Here is an 18,658-nt window from a genome sequence, read left to right on the forward strand (position 1 = left end):
AGTAGTAGTAGCTCTTTTCGCTGATGTCATGATCCATCATCCACTGTTTGGCAGTCTGTCCTTCCGGTCGCTGTTGACATTGCTCAATAATTGATTTCCAATTAGCAAGCCTTACTTCATGAGTGGTTTTATCCATAGTATTTACCTCCACTTGAAAAAACTAGTTAGTTTTTTGCATTTTTTCAAGTGTGCCATAAAACTCATCAGAAAGAAAGGCGGATGGTTTGACGTTTACCCAAATTGCGCTTTATTTCAATAATCGTGGAATTCACTGTCAGGTGGGCACTAAAGAAAAACAATGAAAATTGAGGTAGTACAATGAAAAATTTTACTTTTAAGATACCCCAAAATATAGAATTTGGTGTAGGGAGTCTAAAAACACTTCCAGAAAAAATTCGAGCAGTTAAATCAGATCATGTACTTCTTGTTTCAGACCGCGGTTTGGAAGCAGTCGGAGTAGTAAAAAAAATCAGTAACATTATAGAAGCGCAAGGAATTGTATGTACACAATTTTTAGATGTCATAGCGAATCCTACAGTAGATATAGTAAATGAAGCAACACAATTATATAAAGATTCCGGAGCAGCAGCTATTGTTGCCCTGGGTGGTGGAAGTTCAATGGACGTTGCAAAAGCGGTAGGTGTACTTGCTATTTTTGGTGGAGAAATTACAGAATATGAAGGTTTTGATAATGTTCCGGGAAGCATTGTTCCGATAATTGCGATTCCTACAACTGCCGGAACCGGAAGTGAAGTAACAGCGTCAGCCGTTATCTCAGATGAAGCGAGAAATTATAAATTATCTGTAATCAGCTATGAACTTCTCCCGAAATATGCGATATTAGATCCGGAATTGATAATGAGCTTGCCGGCTTCTATTGCTGCACCAACAGGCGTAGATGCGCTAATTCATGCAATCGAGGCATATTTGTCAACGAATGCATCTCCATTTTCAGATGCTATGGCAGAAAAGGCAATGGAATTGATTGGTAAAAATATTAGAAGATTTGTAGCAAACAGACAAGATGCTGAGGCGGCAAGTGCAATGATGATAGGATGTACTTTTGCGGGAATTTCCTTTGCCTGGGCAAAGTTGGGAAATGTTCATGCAATGAGTCATCCGGTTAGTGCATATTATCATGTGGCACACGGTGTTGCCAATTCTATTTTGTTACCGGTTGTTCTTGAATTTAATGCATTAGCAGACAATGGCCGTTATAAAAAAATCTATGATTATATACATGAAACAAATAAGAATGTAACTTCGTTTAAGGCGGAAATGTTAGTTGAAGAAGTAAAAAAATTGACAGCTCAGTTGAATATTCCACAGTCGCTGTCAGAAGTAGGTGTGACTGAAGAGTGCATTCAGGAAATGGCAGAGGATGCATTAAAGAGCGGAAATGTATTGGTGAATCCAAGACAAACAACATTGAGAGATTTAGTAGAGCTTTATAAAAAAGCTTTATAAGATACAGAATAACAATGTAGCGAGAGTAGGATAATGTAAAAATGAAAAAAGAAGAAAAGCTTGAGAAAAAATTTTCGCCTTTAAGTGTGTGGGCTCTTGCTTTTGGATGCATTATAGGCTGGGGCGCATTTGTAATGCCGGGTGAGACATTCCTTAGAAATGCAGGTCCGATGGGAACTCTTTTGGGAATGGTGATATCCATAGTTATTATGGGTATAATTGCACTTAATTACAACTATATGGTTAACCGATATCCTTTGGCCGGAGGAGAGTTCAAATATACACGAATTGTATTTGGAGGTACGCATTCGTATATTTGTGCATGGTTTTTAGCGTTAGCATATATTTTACCTATCTCAATGAATTCTACAGCATTGGCACTAATTGGAAGAAATTTACTGAATAATGTATTTCAGGTTGGATTTCATTACAATGTTACCGGATATGAAGTATATTTGGGTGAAGTGCTGTTAGCTATTTTTGCGGTTTGTTTATTTGGTTATTTGTGTATAAGAGGCGTAGAGTTTGCAGGGCTGTTTCAGGTGATACTGACAATCATGCTTGTGTTCGGTGTTGTGGTTATTGGTGTGGGTGCTATCGTAAGTCCGAAGGCTTCATTAGAGAATTTATACCCATTATTTCCGGATACAACGAAAACATCTGTGTTATCCAGTATTTTTGCAATAATTATTATATCACCATGGGCCTTCTTTGGATTTGATACGATTCCACAGGTTGCTGAAGAATTTAAATTTTCACCAAGAAAGACAAAGATGATAATGCTGTTTTCAATAGTCTTTGGCGGATTTGTATATATCATTTTAAATACAGTGACGGCATCTGTAATACCGGATAACTATGGATCATGGGTTGAATATATAGAAGACGCAAGCAATTTAGATGGTTTGATTTCATTGCCAACGTTTTACGCTGCATATGAATTGCTTGGAAAAGCAGGAGTATTTTCTATAGGAATAGCAGTTCTGGCGGCTGTGTTATCAGGAATTGTTGGTTTCTATATAGCTACCAGCCGTTTACTGTTTTCAATGTCGAGAGATGGTGTGATTCCGAAATGGTTTGGGGAAGTGCATTCGAAGTATAAAACACCTAGAAATGCAATTGTATTTTTGATTTTGATTTCAATAGCAGCACCGTTTTTCGGAAGAAATGCTTTGGGATGGTTAGTTGATATGTCATCTTTAGGGGCATTAATTGGATATGGATATACGTCAGCGGCAACTATTAAATGTGCAAAGGAAGGTAAATCCATTACATTTTTGATAATGGGTTGGATTGGTGTTTGTTTAGCGGTCTTCTTTACGATATTATTATTGATTCCGATTCCGGGATTAAATTGTTCTCTAGGTAAAGAATCTTATATTTGTCTGATTGCATGGACTATTTTAGGGATGTTTTTTTATATGAAGGAAAGGAAGAGAATAGATTTATCCTGAATTTTGATATGATATTATAATTAAGCTGGTATCATGTGGATACCAGCTTCAGACTGTAGACAAAGTTGGTGCTGGGATTATTCTCAGCACCTCGTGATAACTGAAAGGCAGGCTATTCAGCGTTTTATCCAGGGAAGTGAAACTTTGGCAATACATACTACAATACCTGCCCTCATCATTCGTTTGTTTCACTCCTTTTTATTCCAGCGATAAAATCTCTGTACCAATAAGCACTTTCTTTACAAATTCTCTCCTGGGTCTCAAAATTGGTATGAACAATTCCATAACGAAATGTAAACCCTGCACTCCATTCCCAATTATCTAATAATGACCAAAGATAATATCCACGGATATCAATTCCTTCTTCCAATGCCTTACTGATCCAATATAAAAATCCTTCTATGTATTCAATTCGTTCTCTATCATGGATTTTGCCGTCCTGTGTTATTTCCTCACAACAGTTAAATGTGCCGTTTTCAGTGATATAAATAGGAATTTCCAGCTTATATAGATCTTTCAAGATGTGAATTGCTTCGTAAACAGCTTTGGGATAAAACTCAGTTCCATTATCCATAAAATTGCCGCCGACTACCTCTGCTTTCTTTTGCTTGATAAGTGAGGCATCTGCACAATCCACCACGCGGTTGTAACAATTTAATCCAAAGAAATCAATAGGTTGTGATATCTTTTTCATATCATTGTCCTGAATTTGGGGCATACAGTCATGATCTTCCATGTATTTTAAGAGTTCGTCGGTATAACATCCTTTAAATATAGGATTTAAATAAGATCGATAAGTTTTTTCGTTTTCCAGCTCCGCAAGTGCCACGTCCTCCTTAACATCCGGCCGTAATGGATGATGATTCCAGATATCGACCACAATTCCAATTTTCGATTGTTTTAAATTTTCTTCTCGGAATCGTTCGACTCCTTTACCATGAGCAAGTAATATGTGGTGGTTCGCTTGCCGCCCAAAAGTTTCGTTTTTTCTTCCAGGTGCAAAAATCCCTGACGCATACCCTACGTATGTTGCAATAGGTTCATTGATCGTTGTCCACAAAGGGATGTCGTTTCCGAATGCTCTAAATAGAATGGAAGCATATTCCCCATACCAATTTACGGTGTCTCGATTTAACCACCCGCCTTCCCGTTCTAATTCATAAGGAAGATCCCAATGATAAATCGTAGCATTGGCTGTTATGCCATATTGATACATCCGGTCTACCATACGTTTATAATAGTCTAATCCTTTTTGGTTGATTTTCCCTTTCCCTTCTGGAAAAATACGTGCCCAGGAAAATGAAAACCTGTAGGACTGTATATTCAACTCCTTCATTAATTGTAGATCTTTATCCCAGATATGATACATATCACATGCAATATCTGGTCTGGTGCCATCTGCGATCACATTCGGAATACGTGAGAAAACATCCCATATATTCAATCCTTTTCCATCTTTATCAAAAGCCCCTTCTACCTGGGGCGCACTCGTTGCAACGCCGAACAAAAAATGATCTGGAAATTTATCTCTCATATTCTTCATTTCCTGATTCTCCCCCTTTATCCTTCAAAATTATCGCTCAGCCAGGAAAACTCATAATTTAATTTTTGGTTTTCCTCCGAACTATAGCCTTTTTTGTGTGGTATACTTCCAACGGAGTCCTGGAAAAGTAAATATTGATCCGGACTTCCTTCCATTGTTTTCTTTCCGTGTCTGATCCATGTACCATCTTCATTTCCCACATGAAGCCCATTTTTCTCCAGGTATTCAATCAGCTTTTCCCGCAATGCTTTCGTCAATTTTATGTATAATGGATTTTGAGCACGATTCATTAGTTCATCGGGATCTTTTGTTAAGTCAAACAAGTATTCCTTTTCATCCGGGACAGAATAGATATATTTATAACTTTCCCCTAAAATCATGTAGTTTGCATACTCATCCTTTTCATATTCACCATAAATATACTTTCTGTCACAACCATCTGTATAAACATCGATAAGGCTTATGCCTTCTTTTTCTTCCTCCAGAGTAATCCCTGCATATTTTAAAAATGTTGGGAATATATCTAACAAAGAAACCGGTGTATCGCATTTCAATGGTCTGCATCCCGCACCATACATAATTAAGGGGATTCTTGCAGCTGAATCCAGAAAACATCTCTTTCCGTAACAATTATAATCACCAAGCATTTCCCCATGATCCGCTGTGAATATGATCAGTGTATCTTTTAAAAGAGCCCTCGTCTCCAATTGCTTCAGCAAACGCCCTAAATTATAATCCATGAATGATACTTCACCATAATAATGCGCTTTTATTTGCCTGACCAGGTTTTGGTCTGTCCCCTGATCCCGGTATTTGTATCTGTTTTGAAATCGATTCCATAAGGTGATAACGTCCTCATTGTCCGGCGCCTGTTTTGGCAGGGGCATGTCCGGGCCGCGATATAACCTGTTCCAGGGGACAGGAGGCTCAAATGGCGGATGCGGCTTTTCAAAGGATGCCATCATAAAAAATGGTTTTTCTTCATCTCTGCGATCCAAAAATTCAATACATTTATCGACTGTCCAGTGGCTGTGCTGCAATCTTTCAGGCAGCTGCGACACCTGTGGAATATAATACATCTCACTGCGTGCGCCCTTATAATCCGTTACATGCCCGTACCCTTCCTTTTTTATATCTTTATAAAAATCATTCTTTTCCATATCATGGTCTTCATCACAGACTTTTCGTTCATCAAAACCCCATTTTGTACAACTTCCTTCTGGAAATGTAAAATGCATTTTTCCTGCGCCAAATGTTTCATAACCATTATCCTGCAAATGCTGCATGAAGCTCTTCCGTGCTTTTTCCGATGGTAATGTATAGTTTTCATACACACCTGTCTTATGGGGCATCTCCCCGGTATGCAGCGTGTAACGCGCAGGCACACATACTGGGCAGGGAGTATACGCACGTGTGAAGGAAACCCCATGTTCCGCCAGCTTATCCAGGACAGGCGTTTTAACCATAGAATTTCCGTGTGCATGAATTGCATCATATCGCATCTGATCTGTTAAAACAAATAAAATATTGTTCATTTTTTTAGTCCTCTTTTTCTTTAAATTCCGACAAAGTCATTCCAAACTGCTTTTTAAAAACACGGCTGAAATATCTGTAATCGGTGTATCCCACAAGCTCTGCTATTTTTGAAAATGACAGCTCCGGGTTTTGGCGTATCAGAGAACAGGCTCTGGTCAGCCTGTACTGTGCTATAGCATCTCCTAAGGTGATCCTTCTTTTCTTCTTGTAAACTTCACATATATACTGTGGACTATATCCAATTAAGTCAGCCATTTGCTTCAAAGAGATTTTCTCTGAATAATGGATTTTTATATATTTGTCAATCTTATTGCAGAGATCAGTATTATCCAGAGACCAGGAATGCTGAAATTCTATCCCTTCTTCCTTTTTTTTGCGCAACAGTTTTTCAAGTGAGAGCAGCTTTTCTTTTACCTGTTCCAGCGAAACAGGTTTCAGAAAGTAATCCTCAATCCCAATACGAATACACTGCTGTAAATATTCAAACTCACAATATGCACTTAGAGCAATACAAATCATATCTGGAAAACTGCATCTGACTTGTTCAAACAACCATAAACCTCCAAGACCGGGCATTCTGATATCTGAGATGACTACATCTACCGAAAGTGACTTCAGTTTTTTCCATGCTTCTTCTGCGGTATATGCAGTTTCAATAATTTGAAATGAATGTACTCCGCTGCTTTCTATTTTCATTTTCAGATTTTTTAAAACGGAAGGTTCATCTTCTACTAAAAGTATATTATACATGAATCTCACCTCCTATAATGACCTGTGTAAACTCCCCATTTGAGATGATGTCAAATAAAATGTTATTTCCATTGTTGTCTAATTTCAGCCTTAAATATGAATTTATAAGTCCCACACTTACGTTTCCCAGTCCGGAAAGTTCCTGATTGGATTCATAGGACTTTAATTTTTCCAATAATTCTTTTCTTTTTTGATCTGAGAATCCCTGCCCATTATCTTTTACAATAATTTTCCATCCCTGATCACAATATTCTCCCGTTACCCAAACCTTTAAATTTGGCTTTTCCGGGATAAATCCATATAAAATACTGTTTTCTACAATTGGCTGGATAATCAGCATAGGTATCTTCACCTCTTTGATTCTGTCATCAACGTCAATCTGATAGTCAAACCGCTCCTCATACCTATATTTGATCAATTTTAGATACATTTCAGTGTATGCCACTTCATTTGCAATCGTAGTGCAAAAGTCAGACTGCTTTGTAATATATCTCATCATCGTAGAAAGCAGTACACACATTTCGTCTACAGCAAACACTCCGCACTCATATCCCTTTGCGCCTATGACAGTTAAAGTATTACCTATAAAATGAGGTGATATTTGTGATTGCAGTGATGCACGCTGAGCTCTGTATTCCAGTTTTTTGCTCTCAATAAGGGCTGAAATGGACTCCTGAAGCTTCTCATTCATATTGTTGAATGTTTCATAAATTTGTTTGATTTCGTCATAATCGTCTGCGTCAATTTCTAAATGTTCCGACAGTTTTTCAATATTTAATTCGTTCATTTGCTTTTTTAACTGTCTTAATGGCCGGGTCAGACGTTTTGATGCATACCATGAAGTTAAGAATAGTACGCAAAGCAATACAAGGGTACCTGTGATCATTAAAGTTCTCTGTCTGTAATAATATTGAAAGAGCAGATCTTTTGACTGTGCCACAAAGATAAGCAATTGATAATCATTTTGCTGTGAAACTTTATAATAATATCCATTTCCATTTAACACTTCTTTCCCCAGACATTGTATAAAGTTCTCTTTCAAAATAGTTTGTAATGTTTTGTTTTTCTTACGGCTCGAGAATATTTTTTCGTTATCCCTATTATTTACCTGAATGTACGGTGCATTATCAGCACTGTCTGTCTGCAGTTCATCATATAAATTATCGTAATCCTGCTGAATCTCAATAAATCCAACTTTACCATCTCCGTAGCGAATACAGCGTACAAAAGACACGAGTTCGGTCTGATTATCGCTCCATAAATCGGTTGAAGCCGGGCTGATATAGATGTCTCTGGATTGATCCTGGAAATATTGTTTTAGATATTCAATATACTCATATTTCACTTTTTTAATTCCATTTTTTGTTTCGCTTACACCTACTGTAAAAAATGTTGAGTCGGAAAATACAGAAACTCTTCTCATTTCAAAAATCGGACTGATTACATTCATCAGGATACCCTCAGCTTCTTTTCTGTAAGACAACTTATCCTCCGGGGGCATTTGGTCATATTCCGATCTGAGAATTCGTGTCACATTCTTATTCGTCATCAACTGAATAGCCATTCGGTCCATATTTCCGAAATAATGCTGAAACGCGTTATCTGTTTTATTAGTCAGTTCATCGATCAATTCCTTTGACTGGGTTTTGTATAATTCCTCCAGGTATATACTCAGTATCAGCGTCATTGATGTAATGCCAATGAGAATAATACCGGAGAAGATAACAAACATTTTGTTGCTATAAACCCTCAGCAGTTTGCCCATATATGGTTTCACTCCTTTTTCTGGAATGCCGCAAAAAGCTACAGTATACGCTTAACGTCTCTGTAGCTTTTTGCAGCATTACCAGTCTGCCGTTTTTTATATAATTTCAGGAAACGCTTAACCCTTTACGGCACCTGATGTCAGACCTCTTATAATATGCTTCTGTGCAAATATATATACAACAATAACAGGTACTGATGCCATGATCAAGTCCGCAAAAACATAATTCCATTTATTTCCATATGCCGATGTGAAATTATATACCGACATAGGAATTGTCCATGTTGATGTTTCCTTGAAAAGATACAATGGATAGTTAAAGTCATTCCATACGAACATAAATACCAGTACGAAGGTTGTTACGTAAATCGGTTTTAACAGCGGCATAATAATTCTAAGAAACAACACGAACGGAGATGCCCCATCCATCATAGCGGATTCATCTAATTCAATCGGGAGTGTTTCTGCGAATTCTGACATTAAAAATACGACAAAAGGCAAAAACAACCCCGAATAGAATAAAATGACTCCCGGATATGTTCCGTGCAAATTTAAAAATTGTAAAACTTTAACTGTAGTAACCATCTGCGGAGGAGCAACCATTCCTGCGATTATAATCGTTTTGATAACGATTGTAAACTTTGTTTTTCTTCTTGCAATGATAAATGATGCGAGAGAACCAATAAATAATGTTAAAAATACGGAAAAAAAGGTAATCAGACAACTATTCATCAATCCTCTGAACAACCGTCCTTCTATAAATACATTGTAGTAATTTTCAAACATCCATGTTTCTGGCAGACCCAGACCAAGCGTCAAAGCCTCTCCCGGAGTTTTAAAAGAGTTAACAAACATCATCCATAATGGGATAAGGATCGAAAGACTCACAAGAAGCAAAACTATATTAACAATTATTTTGTTTGTTTTCGCTTTTCTAACCATGCTCAGCCCTCTTTTCTCTTCAGGTAAAACATTACAGGAAAGGCAATTAAGCAAATCATAAGGAAAGATAATGTTCCTATGGCAGATGCATATCCAAACATTCCTTCTGAGAAGTTCTCAAATATATATGTGTTAAATACTGCTGTTGCCCGTCCGGGTCCTCCTCCTGTCAATACGAAGACAATACCGAATACTTTCAGGGAATTGATAATAGAATAAATAATATTAACAGTGAAGCCTGCGGTAATCAACTTTAATTTTACATAAATCAATGTCTGGAAACCGGTAGCTCCGTCTAATTTGGCCGCCTCAATAATATCTTCCGGCACACCTTGCAGTGCTGCCAAATAAATTGTCATATGCAGCCCGGTTCCATACCATACTGCGACCAGAATAACAATAAACAGACTGGATCGGGCATCTCCCAGCCAGTTGATCACTGCATCGCCAAGACCAAAAAAGGATAATGCTGTATTGAAAATGCCGTCATATTGAAAAATCCCCTGAAAAACGTATCCTACAATAAGCGGTGTCAAAATTGCCGGAAAAAAGAACAATGCCCGGTAAACTTTAGAAAGTTTTATCTGATTGTCTAACAAAACAGCCAGCACGAGTGCAAGGAAGTTCTGTAAAAAAGCTGTTCCGATTGCATATAATAATGTATTCCGAAGACAAATAAGAATAACCGGATCCTGGAATATTTTCTTGAATTGTTCAAATCCAACAAAGTTGATTGTTTCTCCATATGCACTCCAATCAGTAAAACTGTATCCAAATCCCAAAACAGTCGGCAATAAGTAGAACACAAAGTAAATAATCAATGCAGGCAGTAAGAAATAATAGGGATATGATTTGATCCGTATTTTACTATTCTTCATTTTTACCACTTTCTTTAATAAATTTTGTGTATTCTTCTGTAGCGGTCCGGCATACTTCTTCAGGTGTTTTTGTTTTCACATGCATTTCCTGTAATAAAGGAATAATTGTTCCGCTGGAAAGATATAAACCATCACTGTAATTCAATGTATAATTTCCTTTTTTGTAGAAGCCTGCCATAGATTCTATAGGTTTTACTAGTTCATTCGTAATCTCTTTGTAAGGTGAAAGCAGCTTTGTTTCACTATAATATTTTTCCAGAACATCCTTTTCCAGAAGATAATTCATAAAAGCATCCTGAGCCTCTGTATTTCCGGAATTCATTAAGTAGGCAAACTGCGTACATGTTCCCGATGCAACACCATCTAATGCTGTCATATTGATATTAGCATCAGGAAAGCTTTGATATAAACTTGGCAGCATATTGGAATATGCAAATGACATAGCGGCTTTTCCATTGGCAAGTGCCTCAAACATAGTATCCCATGTTCCTGTCATCATATCAGTCTTGTCATTCATAAAGCCGGCATCCTGAAGTTTCATCTTTGCCTGATAAGATTCTAAGATTTTAGAATCTTCTAATTTGAGTGAACCGTCATTTAATTGCTTCATGGCTTTCTGGCCTTCGTCCGATTTAAAATAGGATGCCAAATATGTCATAGAAAATGCCTGCAGTGGTCCACCCTGTTTGCCCATCTCGTATATAGGGATGATATCTTTTCCTGAATCTTTGATTTTCTGGCAGGCATCATATAATTCATCATACGTTGTGGGTACTTTGACACCAAGTTCATTAAAAATATCCTCATTATAAAACATTCCTGCAAAATCAACGCCCGAGATGGGTAATCCGTAAACATTTCCTTCATAACTTCCGCCAAGGTCATATATCCCATCCATAACTTGGCCAATCCATTCTGTATTATCAAGTGCTCTTGCGTGCTTATCCGGCTGAATCTGTGCAATATAGGTCGGCGACCCAAAGTAAATCATAACATCGGGATAATCCTTTGTTGCTAATTTTGACTGCACAATCTGCATAAACTGATCTGTTGCTCCGGGAACAACCTGAACATCGGTCTTGATTCCTGTTTCTTCTTCAAACCCTTTGTAAACATTTTGGAGAGCTTCTGTATTTGTGGTAGAAGCTACTAAGACCGATAATTTTCCGCTGTTTCCACTCGAAGTATTCTCGCTGTCGGATTGTTCAGACGGTGGATTGCTGCAGCCAACAAGGCTGGCCACTAATATACCACACAATAATAAGGCAATTGATTTTTGTTTCATAAATAATTCCTCCTCACTACAATTTTTTTATTAAAATCATTATAGCATTTGACTAGTTTATAAAATATAGATTATATTCAGTGAATATGTGGACAATCTTGAGGTGTTTTCTGTTTCGCATTAATCAGGAAATACATTAAAGTGGAAAATTAAAAATTTTTTTTGTCTTTTTTGCATTTAACATTGTAGCAGAAAAGAACTGTATATCCATAATATGTGCAATAGTCAAAAAAACACATAAAAAAATTATGTAAAATCCGATCAATGCAGAAGAAATTGCGGAATGTATAGATAATTGTCAGAAAGCGGGCATCCCCGTTGTAACGGTCAATACAAAGGTTAAAGACAGCCAGCACATATGCTTTTACCCCCAAGGCAGGTTTTTGCGTGCTTGCCCGCGAACCGTATGTGCACCTTTCAATGCATACGGCTCTCCATTTGTGTTGATTAAACCCACTAATTATTTTGCTGTAACAGGTTTCGCATACCATCAGTTTTTTTCGTTAAATAGCCAGCATTTTTGTTCCCAGTCTGTGGCTCCGGACAGCTCTGACAGTTTCCTTATGTGGTGGACGATGTTTTCTGATTTTGTCTCACCGCAAAGCTCACAACATTCTTTAGAGAAGTGTGTAAGCAACTCTTTGGATTGTTTTTTGCTTGTATGATTCGTGATGTTTGGTTGCTTTTTGAAGCCATAATCATATAGGTATATTGTTTTAAAGCCGTTGTGAGATGAGTAGCGTGCCTGCATGCGTCCTTCTTTGAAGTATTTCCTCATTATTTTATGCGTTTATTAGATACGTACGGACACCTTGGCACGAGACTTCCCGGACATCCGGATATGTATAAACTCCCGGGAGTTGAAGCGAATACCGGTGTCTTGGAACATGGGCTTTCGATCGCGGCGGGAATGGCTTTAGGTCTGCGAAAAGAACCGCAGAAAGTTTTTTATGTTATGGGTGATGGAGAGCTTCCGGAAGGATCCAACCGGGAGGCGGCTGCGGCAGCAGGGCAATGCGGTCAACCGTGTTGCTCATTAAAGGGACGGGAGGTATGAATGACCGCGTGGATGACGATATAAAAAGGCTGTCGGGAAATAGAAACACTAATATAGGGCATCATGATTCGAATGAATCATGATGCCCTGTATAAAGTTACTTCAATGTTTCTAAACGTTTAGATTTTTCTTTCCTTAAGCATCTGTTTTTTGGTGATATTATCTGATATAATTACAAAAAAGTGTGAAATGTGCGCACATTTCATAATAAAACAAAAAGGAGAAGGTGGAATGAAAAAATCTTTAAGGGCACTAATTGTGTTAGTACTGTCATTTGTTATGGCGTTTTCAAGTGCGATTTCAGTCAGCGCGGCTGAGCCAGATGAACTGGTACTTAGTATCTACAGGACTGCGGATAATATTGTCACGCTTAACTGGGAAGGAGGGGGTGAGGAGGCTGTTGCCTATAACGTGTATGAACAGCCGGTGAATGGAAACAAAACGAAACTGAACAGCACTCCGCTCACAGGTACAACATATACAGCTGCAGATTTGACAGAGAATAGGGTGCATACATTGTCAGTAAAAGCTGTTAACAATTCAGGAGATGAGTTTTGTGAAAGTAATCTAAAAAAAATCGGAATTACTCAAAAGATGGATATCGCCAATGGTCTGAAGAGTTTGAATGATGCAAAGGATAATCTTAAATTGCCAGTTTCAGATCTGGCTTCAAATATGGAGTATCTGGGGCCTACAATTCAAGATGATGAATATCACTATTGGTGTTATTCTTCCGTTACAGATGATAATGGAAAGATCCATCTGTTTATGTCACGGGTTCCGAAGGCAACGAAATTTATACCTGGCTGGAAGACCACTAGTGAGATCGTACATTTTGTAGGAGACAGTTCAGAAGGTCCGTTTACAGAAGTAGGGGTTCCGTTTTCTCCTTCCAATTTGCCTGACGGACAGATGTCCGCCCATAACCCAAGAATTAAGAAAATTGACGATAAGTATGTCCTGCTATATATCGTACGTTATAACTACCAGGGGGCTGGACGGGAAGGAAGCCAGGCAACTTGCATGGCTACAATTGATGAACTGCCCACAGAACCGGGAAGTGATACCATAGATAAGTGGACTCTAGTTCCCGATACAGATGACAGCAGTAAGCTTAATGGTGTTATTACGAGATACGGAGTTAAGGCTGTTAATCCCGATATGTTTAAAGTGAAAAATGAGAATGGTGAGGATGAATATGTTCTGTACTTCAAAGGAAATAAAAATCCAAATATAGAATCTGCACCATATTTTCTCTACTACTCAACATCCTCCAAGTTAGAGGGACCATATACGTTCCAGGGAGAAGCTACAGACTCTAAAACAACAATAGAAGATCCAAGTGTATTTGAGTGGAAAGGCAAGTATTTCATGCTGACATATGATCTTGGTTCTGGTATCTCTGGAGCCGGCTCTGTGGGGATGCTGATTCCTTCACGTACGCCATACGGTTTTTCGTTCAAGGATGCCTGGATCACAGCCGGATTTTTACCGGACTATGTTAATATGCCAGAGGGTACTACACATGCATACAGTGGACAGACCCGTATGGAACGCCCATATATCGTTTTTGAAGATGATGAGCCGGCTTATTTTATAGGAACTAATTCTGCGGATGTAAACGGAAATAAGGTAACACAATCCTATACATTTAAATTCAATCAGCTGCCAAAGCATGAAGTAGTGATTGATGACAGTATTAACGGCGGAAAGATTGAAGTTAAGGATAATGTGGCCGAGGCAGAGATATTCGATGATATTATCCTTAATATAGTACCTGATGAGGGATATGTACTTGTGCCCGGTACATTGAAGATCAGCAGTGTTGATGCAATGGGACGGCCTTATTCTCCTCAGATTGAGACATTAGACGAGGATCAGTACCGCTTTATGATGCCATCTGGTGATGTGACTATTACGGCAGAATTTAAGAAGCCTGGTATTGTTGAGAAGGTTGAGATAACGCCTAAATCAGCAGAGGCAATGAGAGGCGAGACGCAGGTATTTATGGCATCTGTCATAGGGAATGAAGATTGTTCAAAAGAGGTTACATGGAGTGTAGAAGGGGGCAATGGCGTGACAGCTATATCAGAGAGCGGTGTCCTGAGTGTAGATGCAGAAGAACCGGCACAGACACTCACTGTAAAAGCTGTATCTGTAGAGAACCCCACCAAGTCTGCAGCAGCAGAAATATTCGTAGTAGAGGCACCTTCCAACCTGGCCTTGGGCCTGGATGAAAGTGCTTATACAGCAAGCACTCATCACCAAAATGCGCCGGGAACGGTCAAATGTTTCCCCAAGAATGCGTTTGACGGCGTGAAGACCTATACAGGTGTGAATAAAATCTGGACGCCAAAAGCAGGTGATACGGATCCATGGATACAGGTTAATTTTGGTCAGCCAACGGAATTCAATTCTGTGAAGCTTTATGACTATGGACAGGCTAATGGAGGACGCTTTTCATCTGTAGCAATCCAGGTTTCTGATGATGGAATAAAGTGGGACAATGTAAGGGCTAAGGATTTTGTGTTTAATGGAGATGAAAATGTTAAGGAATGTGGATTTGATACAGTGACGAAGCAGTACATGCGCGTTGCAAATCAAAAGACAATCGACAGCTCTAAATTCGTACACCTGCTGGAGGTTGAGGTCTATAATATGCCAACTGTACCGGAGGTAGAGATTCAGCCTCAGAACCAGCGGGCAGAAATCGGAGAGTGGGCTACATTTTCAATAAAGGCAGCAGGAACTCCAGAGCCGGCTTATCAGTGGCAGGTGAGCAAGGATCAGGGCCGGTCATGGGAGATCATTGAAGCTGCGGTTTCCTCAGAGTATACAACAGAAGCATTGACCATTCAGGAGAATGGCGGCTGGTATCGTTGTATTGCAACAAACAAAAAGGGCAGCAGTATATCAGAGGCAGCAGAGTTGGAAGTATTCTGTGACCATGTGTTTGATGATGACTTTACAGTAGATAAAGCTCCTTCCTGTACGGAAGAGGGGAGTAAGTCCATTCACTGCAATAAATGTGAGGAAATAAAAGAACAGCAGACAATGCCTGCACTGGGGCATGATTTTGCAGAATACATATTCAATAACGATGCATCCTGTGAAGGGGACGGAACAAAAACAGCGCAATGCAGCCGCTGCGATGTGACAGATACCTGTAAGGCAGAGGGAACCGCAACAGGACATTCCTTCGGTGAATGGATCGTTGTGAATGAACCGACGGCCGATGCGGAAGGAAATCAAGAGAGAATATGTAAAAACTGCGGACAAAAGGAGTCAGAAATAATTCCTGCAAAAGGAAATCCAGAGCCTCCAAAGGTAGATGATGGAGAAGATGATAATAAGAATAATGGAAATAAAGATGATGGAAATAAGAACCAGGGTGATAAAAATTCTGGGAAAACTAATAACAGTCAGAGTGTTAAGACCGGCGATTCATCAAACATCGGTGTTTGGGGCGGAATCCTTGTACTTTCTATAGTCTTATTTGTTGCAGTAATAGTAAGAAGACGAAGAAGAAAATAGAGATAAACGATGAATTTAGCTTAAAGATTATGGAGGAAAAGAAAAACAGACTAAAACATAGAACAAACAATTTTTTCAATCTTAATTTTTTTTGCCCTTTCATTCTAATTTCAGACGAGCGTTATCATTACTGGTGTATTTCAGCGGTAGATGATGAGGAAGGAAATACCCATCTGTTTGTAGCAAGGTGGCCGTCAGATGTTAATTTTGATGTGGGATGGCGAACAGTAAGTGAGATCGCACATTTTGTAGGAGAGAGCCCTGAAGGCCCATTCGAAGAAGTAGGAACAGTTTTTTCGAATGAAAACTTGCCGGAGGGACAGACAGCAGCACATAATCCCAGGATTACGAAGATAGATGGAGTGTATTGTCTATTATACATGGTACAAACAAGCGAAGGCCATAAAGTCTGTATGGCGACTTCTGATTCGCCCAACGGTCCATGGAAGTTAGCAGGAGAAGATGGAATAGTAGTTGCTTATAATGGAAAAGCCGATAATCCCGATCTTATAAAAGTAGGGGATAAATATCATTTATATTTTAAAACAGATGTTCCAGACGCAGGGATTAGTTTTTTTGTAGCTGTTTCAGATAGTTTAACAGGATCTTATACAGTTAAAAACAGAGTGATGGATAATTATGGATCTACAGAAGATTGCTGTGTGTTCGAATGGAAGGGCAAATATTTTATGATGACCTATGACCACAGCGGAAGTATGACTGGTGGTGGAAATGCAGGCATGCTCTGGGTATCTGAGGATGGGTTGAATTTTAAAATCGCTGATACCCAAATTGGATATTGAGTAATTAGCGATTATGTCAAACGCCCGGCCGGATCGACAGCTACATATCATAAGTTGGCCCGTATGGAACGACCTGAAATTCATATTGTTGATGGAAATCCGGCATATTTTTATGCTGCGTCCGCGATCAGTATAGATGGCTTAGGAGCTTCACAAAATTATATTTTTAAAATTAATCCTATGCCAAAGCATAATATTATTGTCCCAGGGGGAAACAATGGCACTGTTGAGTGTGATGTGACAAGTGCGGAGCAGTATGATACCGTAACTGTAGATGTCAGACCGGATGAAGGCTATAAACTGGTACCGGGAAGCCTGAAAGTAAATGACGAAGCTGTAAAGATGGATGAGAATACTTTTACTATGCCGGCAGAAGAGGTTACGGTAACAGCTGAATTCAGATCCGCTGACAGTGGAAGTGTAACTGGAATTATGGTTATTCCTTCTGAAACATCTGTTTATCAGGGGAGCACAAAGAGATTTGATGCCAGTTTAAAAGGTGAAGGTGAATTTTTTAAGGATGTTCAATGGGGGCTGACAGGGGAAAGCCAGGAAACTTCAATTTCTGAAGAGGGGATACTGACAGTAGGAAAAAATGAAACTGCAGAAACCCTGGAAGTGACAGTTAAATCATTAGATAATGAAGCGTTTAAGGATACGGCTGTAGTTAAAATATTAGAACAGCCGGCTAATCTTGCAATAGGATTAGGTGATGCAGCATATTCAGCCAGCTCTTCATTTACAAATAATAAAAATGTATTTACCAAACCACAGTATGCGTTTGATGGAATTATGCAATTTAATAATTATAATATCTGGACACCAACGAATGATAAGACAGTTGATCCTGAACCGTGGCTGCAGGTGGATTTTGGAAAAATGACAGGGGTTAATACAATTAAGATATATGAGAGAGATAATAATGGAAATCGTCTTATGGGTCTGACAGTACAAAAACATGATGGGAACGATTGGGTTGATGTTTTGTAGCCGGAACTGCGGAAATAACAGTTACTGCAGAAGACGGTGGTTATACAGCTTCATGTAATGTTATAGTTAATGCAGAAAAGATTGTAAAACATAAGATTACAGTGTTGCAGTCAAAAGGAGGGAAAATCACTCCAGACAGTTTGGAAATTAAGGAAGGTGAATCTCAGGAGTTTAAAATTCAGGCTGATAAGGGATACTTTATTAAGGATGATTTTGTAGATGAAAATTCAGCAGGGGCAGTCACAAAATATTATTTTAAAAATGTGAGTGGAAAACATACGATTAGTGCTGTATTTGAAAAAAAGAGCACTAACCAATCAGATCCTGGTGATACAAATACGGGGGATATAAGCAATAGTGTAAAAAATCCGGCAGTGAAAACAGGAGATTTAACAGATATTCTGACTCCGACTATTGTTTTGGGAATTGCCATAGGTTTATTAGTTGTTATAATATATAAGAAGAAAAAGTATTCGGATATATAAAACAGCAATGGGATGAATCCAAATAAAGTTTTAATGGGGCTGTCGCACTAAGTAATTAGTGTGCGGCTCTTTTTTGATCAGCGGAAAGGACAGATGACCGGTAAGTAAAATTTCGTAAAAAAATAACTGCTGGACCTCGAAAGAATACAGCAGTTTGTCGTAGGTAAAG

General features: G+C 38.7%; 14 protein-coding genes. 7 read left to right on the forward strand and 7 right to left on the reverse strand.

All coding sequences use genetic code 11. From position 1 onward, the window contains the following. Positions 1-318: 318 nt before the first annotated feature. Positions 319-1,467 carry an iron-containing alcohol dehydrogenase gene (locus HMPREF0240_RS11920; protein WP_009003662.1) on the forward strand — a complete coding sequence of 383 codons (1,149 nt, stop codon included), beginning with the start codon at positions 319-321 and terminating at the stop codon, positions 1,465-1,467. A gap of 41 nt (positions 1,468-1,508) precedes the next feature. Beyond that, positions 1,509-2,921, forward strand: a complete 1,413-nt coding sequence (locus HMPREF0240_RS11925; protein ID WP_009003663.1) for an APC family permease — start codon at positions 1,509-1,511, stop codon at positions 2,919-2,921. 175 nt (positions 2,922-3,096) lie between these two features. Here HMPREF0240_RS11925 and HMPREF0240_RS11930 read toward each other — a convergent pair whose 3' ends face one another. From HMPREF0240_RS11930 to HMPREF0240_RS11960, 7 genes are all read right to left on the reverse strand, one after another. Beyond that, on the reverse strand, positions 3,097-4,464 hold the full coding sequence (locus tag HMPREF0240_RS11930; RefSeq protein ID WP_009003664.1) for a GH1 family beta-glucosidase: 1,368 nt from the start codon (positions 4,462-4,464) through the stop codon (positions 3,097-3,099). A 17-nt stretch (positions 4,465-4,481) separates the two neighbouring features. Further along, positions 4,482-5,999, reverse strand: coding sequence for a sulfatase-like hydrolase/transferase (locus HMPREF0240_RS11935; protein ID WP_009003665.1), 1,518 nt, complete (start codon positions 5,997-5,999; stop codon positions 4,482-4,484). A 4-nt stretch (positions 6,000-6,003) separates the two neighbouring features. Next, on the reverse strand, positions 6,004-6,750 hold the full coding sequence (locus HMPREF0240_RS11940) for a response regulator (protein WP_009003666.1): 747 nt from the start codon (positions 6,748-6,750) through the stop codon (positions 6,004-6,006). Continuing rightward, positions 6,743-8,515 carry a histidine kinase gene (locus tag HMPREF0240_RS11945; RefSeq protein ID WP_035313268.1) on the reverse strand — a complete coding sequence of 591 codons (1,773 nt, stop codon included), beginning with the start codon at positions 8,513-8,515 and terminating at the stop codon, positions 6,743-6,745. The genes HMPREF0240_RS11940 and HMPREF0240_RS11945 overlap by 8 nt, the downstream gene beginning before the upstream one ends. Before the next feature lie 117 nt (positions 8,516-8,632). After that, the gene (locus tag HMPREF0240_RS11950) at positions 8,633-9,457 is read right to left on the reverse strand and encodes a carbohydrate ABC transporter permease (protein WP_009003668.1); all 825 of its coding nucleotides are present in this window, start codon (positions 9,455-9,457) and stop codon (positions 8,633-8,635) included. Positions 9,458-9,459: 2 nt separating this feature from the next. Next, the gene (locus tag HMPREF0240_RS11955) at positions 9,460-10,335 is read right to left on the reverse strand and encodes a sugar ABC transporter permease (protein WP_035313271.1); all 876 of its coding nucleotides are present in this window, start codon (positions 10,333-10,335) and stop codon (positions 9,460-9,462) included. Continuing rightward, a complete protein-coding gene (locus HMPREF0240_RS11960) occupies positions 10,325-11,620 on the reverse strand; it encodes an extracellular solute-binding protein (protein ID WP_009003670.1) in 1,296 nt (431 codons plus the stop codon). Before HMPREF0240_RS11960 ends, HMPREF0240_RS11955 begins: the two co-directional genes overlap by 11 nt. A gap of 784 nt (positions 11,621-12,404) precedes the next feature. On the opposite strand from HMPREF0240_RS11960, the gene HMPREF0240_RS11975 reads away from it, so the two are divergent. The 5 genes from HMPREF0240_RS11975 to HMPREF0240_RS11995 all read left to right on the forward strand — a co-directional run bounded on the left by HMPREF0240_RS11975 (position 12,405) and on the right by HMPREF0240_RS11995 (position 18,489). Continuing rightward, a complete protein-coding gene (locus tag HMPREF0240_RS11975) occupies positions 12,405-12,677 on the forward strand; it encodes a transketolase, N- subunit (protein WP_009003672.1) in 273 nt (90 codons plus the stop codon). A gap of 231 nt (positions 12,678-12,908) precedes the next feature. Beyond that, positions 12,909-16,211: a discoidin domain-containing protein gene (locus HMPREF0240_RS11980; RefSeq protein WP_035313278.1), complete on the forward strand. Its 3,303-nt coding sequence runs from the start codon at positions 12,909-12,911 to the stop codon at positions 16,209-16,211. A 29-nt stretch (positions 16,212-16,240) separates the two neighbouring features. Next, on the forward strand, positions 16,241-17,014 hold the full coding sequence (locus HMPREF0240_RS11985) for a glycoside hydrolase family protein (protein WP_009003674.1): 774 nt from the start codon (positions 16,241-16,243) through the stop codon (positions 17,012-17,014). Positions 17,015-17,077: 63 nt separating this feature from the next. After that, positions 17,078-18,004 (forward strand): discoidin domain-containing protein, encoded by a 927-nt coding sequence (locus HMPREF0240_RS11990; RefSeq protein WP_009003675.1) that lies wholly within the window; start codon positions 17,078-17,080, stop codon positions 18,002-18,004. A 104-nt stretch (positions 18,005-18,108) separates the two neighbouring features. Then, the gene (locus tag HMPREF0240_RS11995) at positions 18,109-18,489 is read left to right on the forward strand and encodes a hypothetical protein (protein WP_207636760.1); all 381 of its coding nucleotides are present in this window, start codon (positions 18,109-18,111) and stop codon (positions 18,487-18,489) included. Positions 18,490-18,658: the final 169 nt, after the last annotated feature.

Origin of the sequence: Clostridium sp. D5 (genome assembly GCF_000190355.1) — a bacterium.
Lineage (GTDB): Bacteria > Bacillota > Clostridia > Lachnospirales > Lachnospiraceae > Faecalicatena > Faecalicatena fissicatena_A.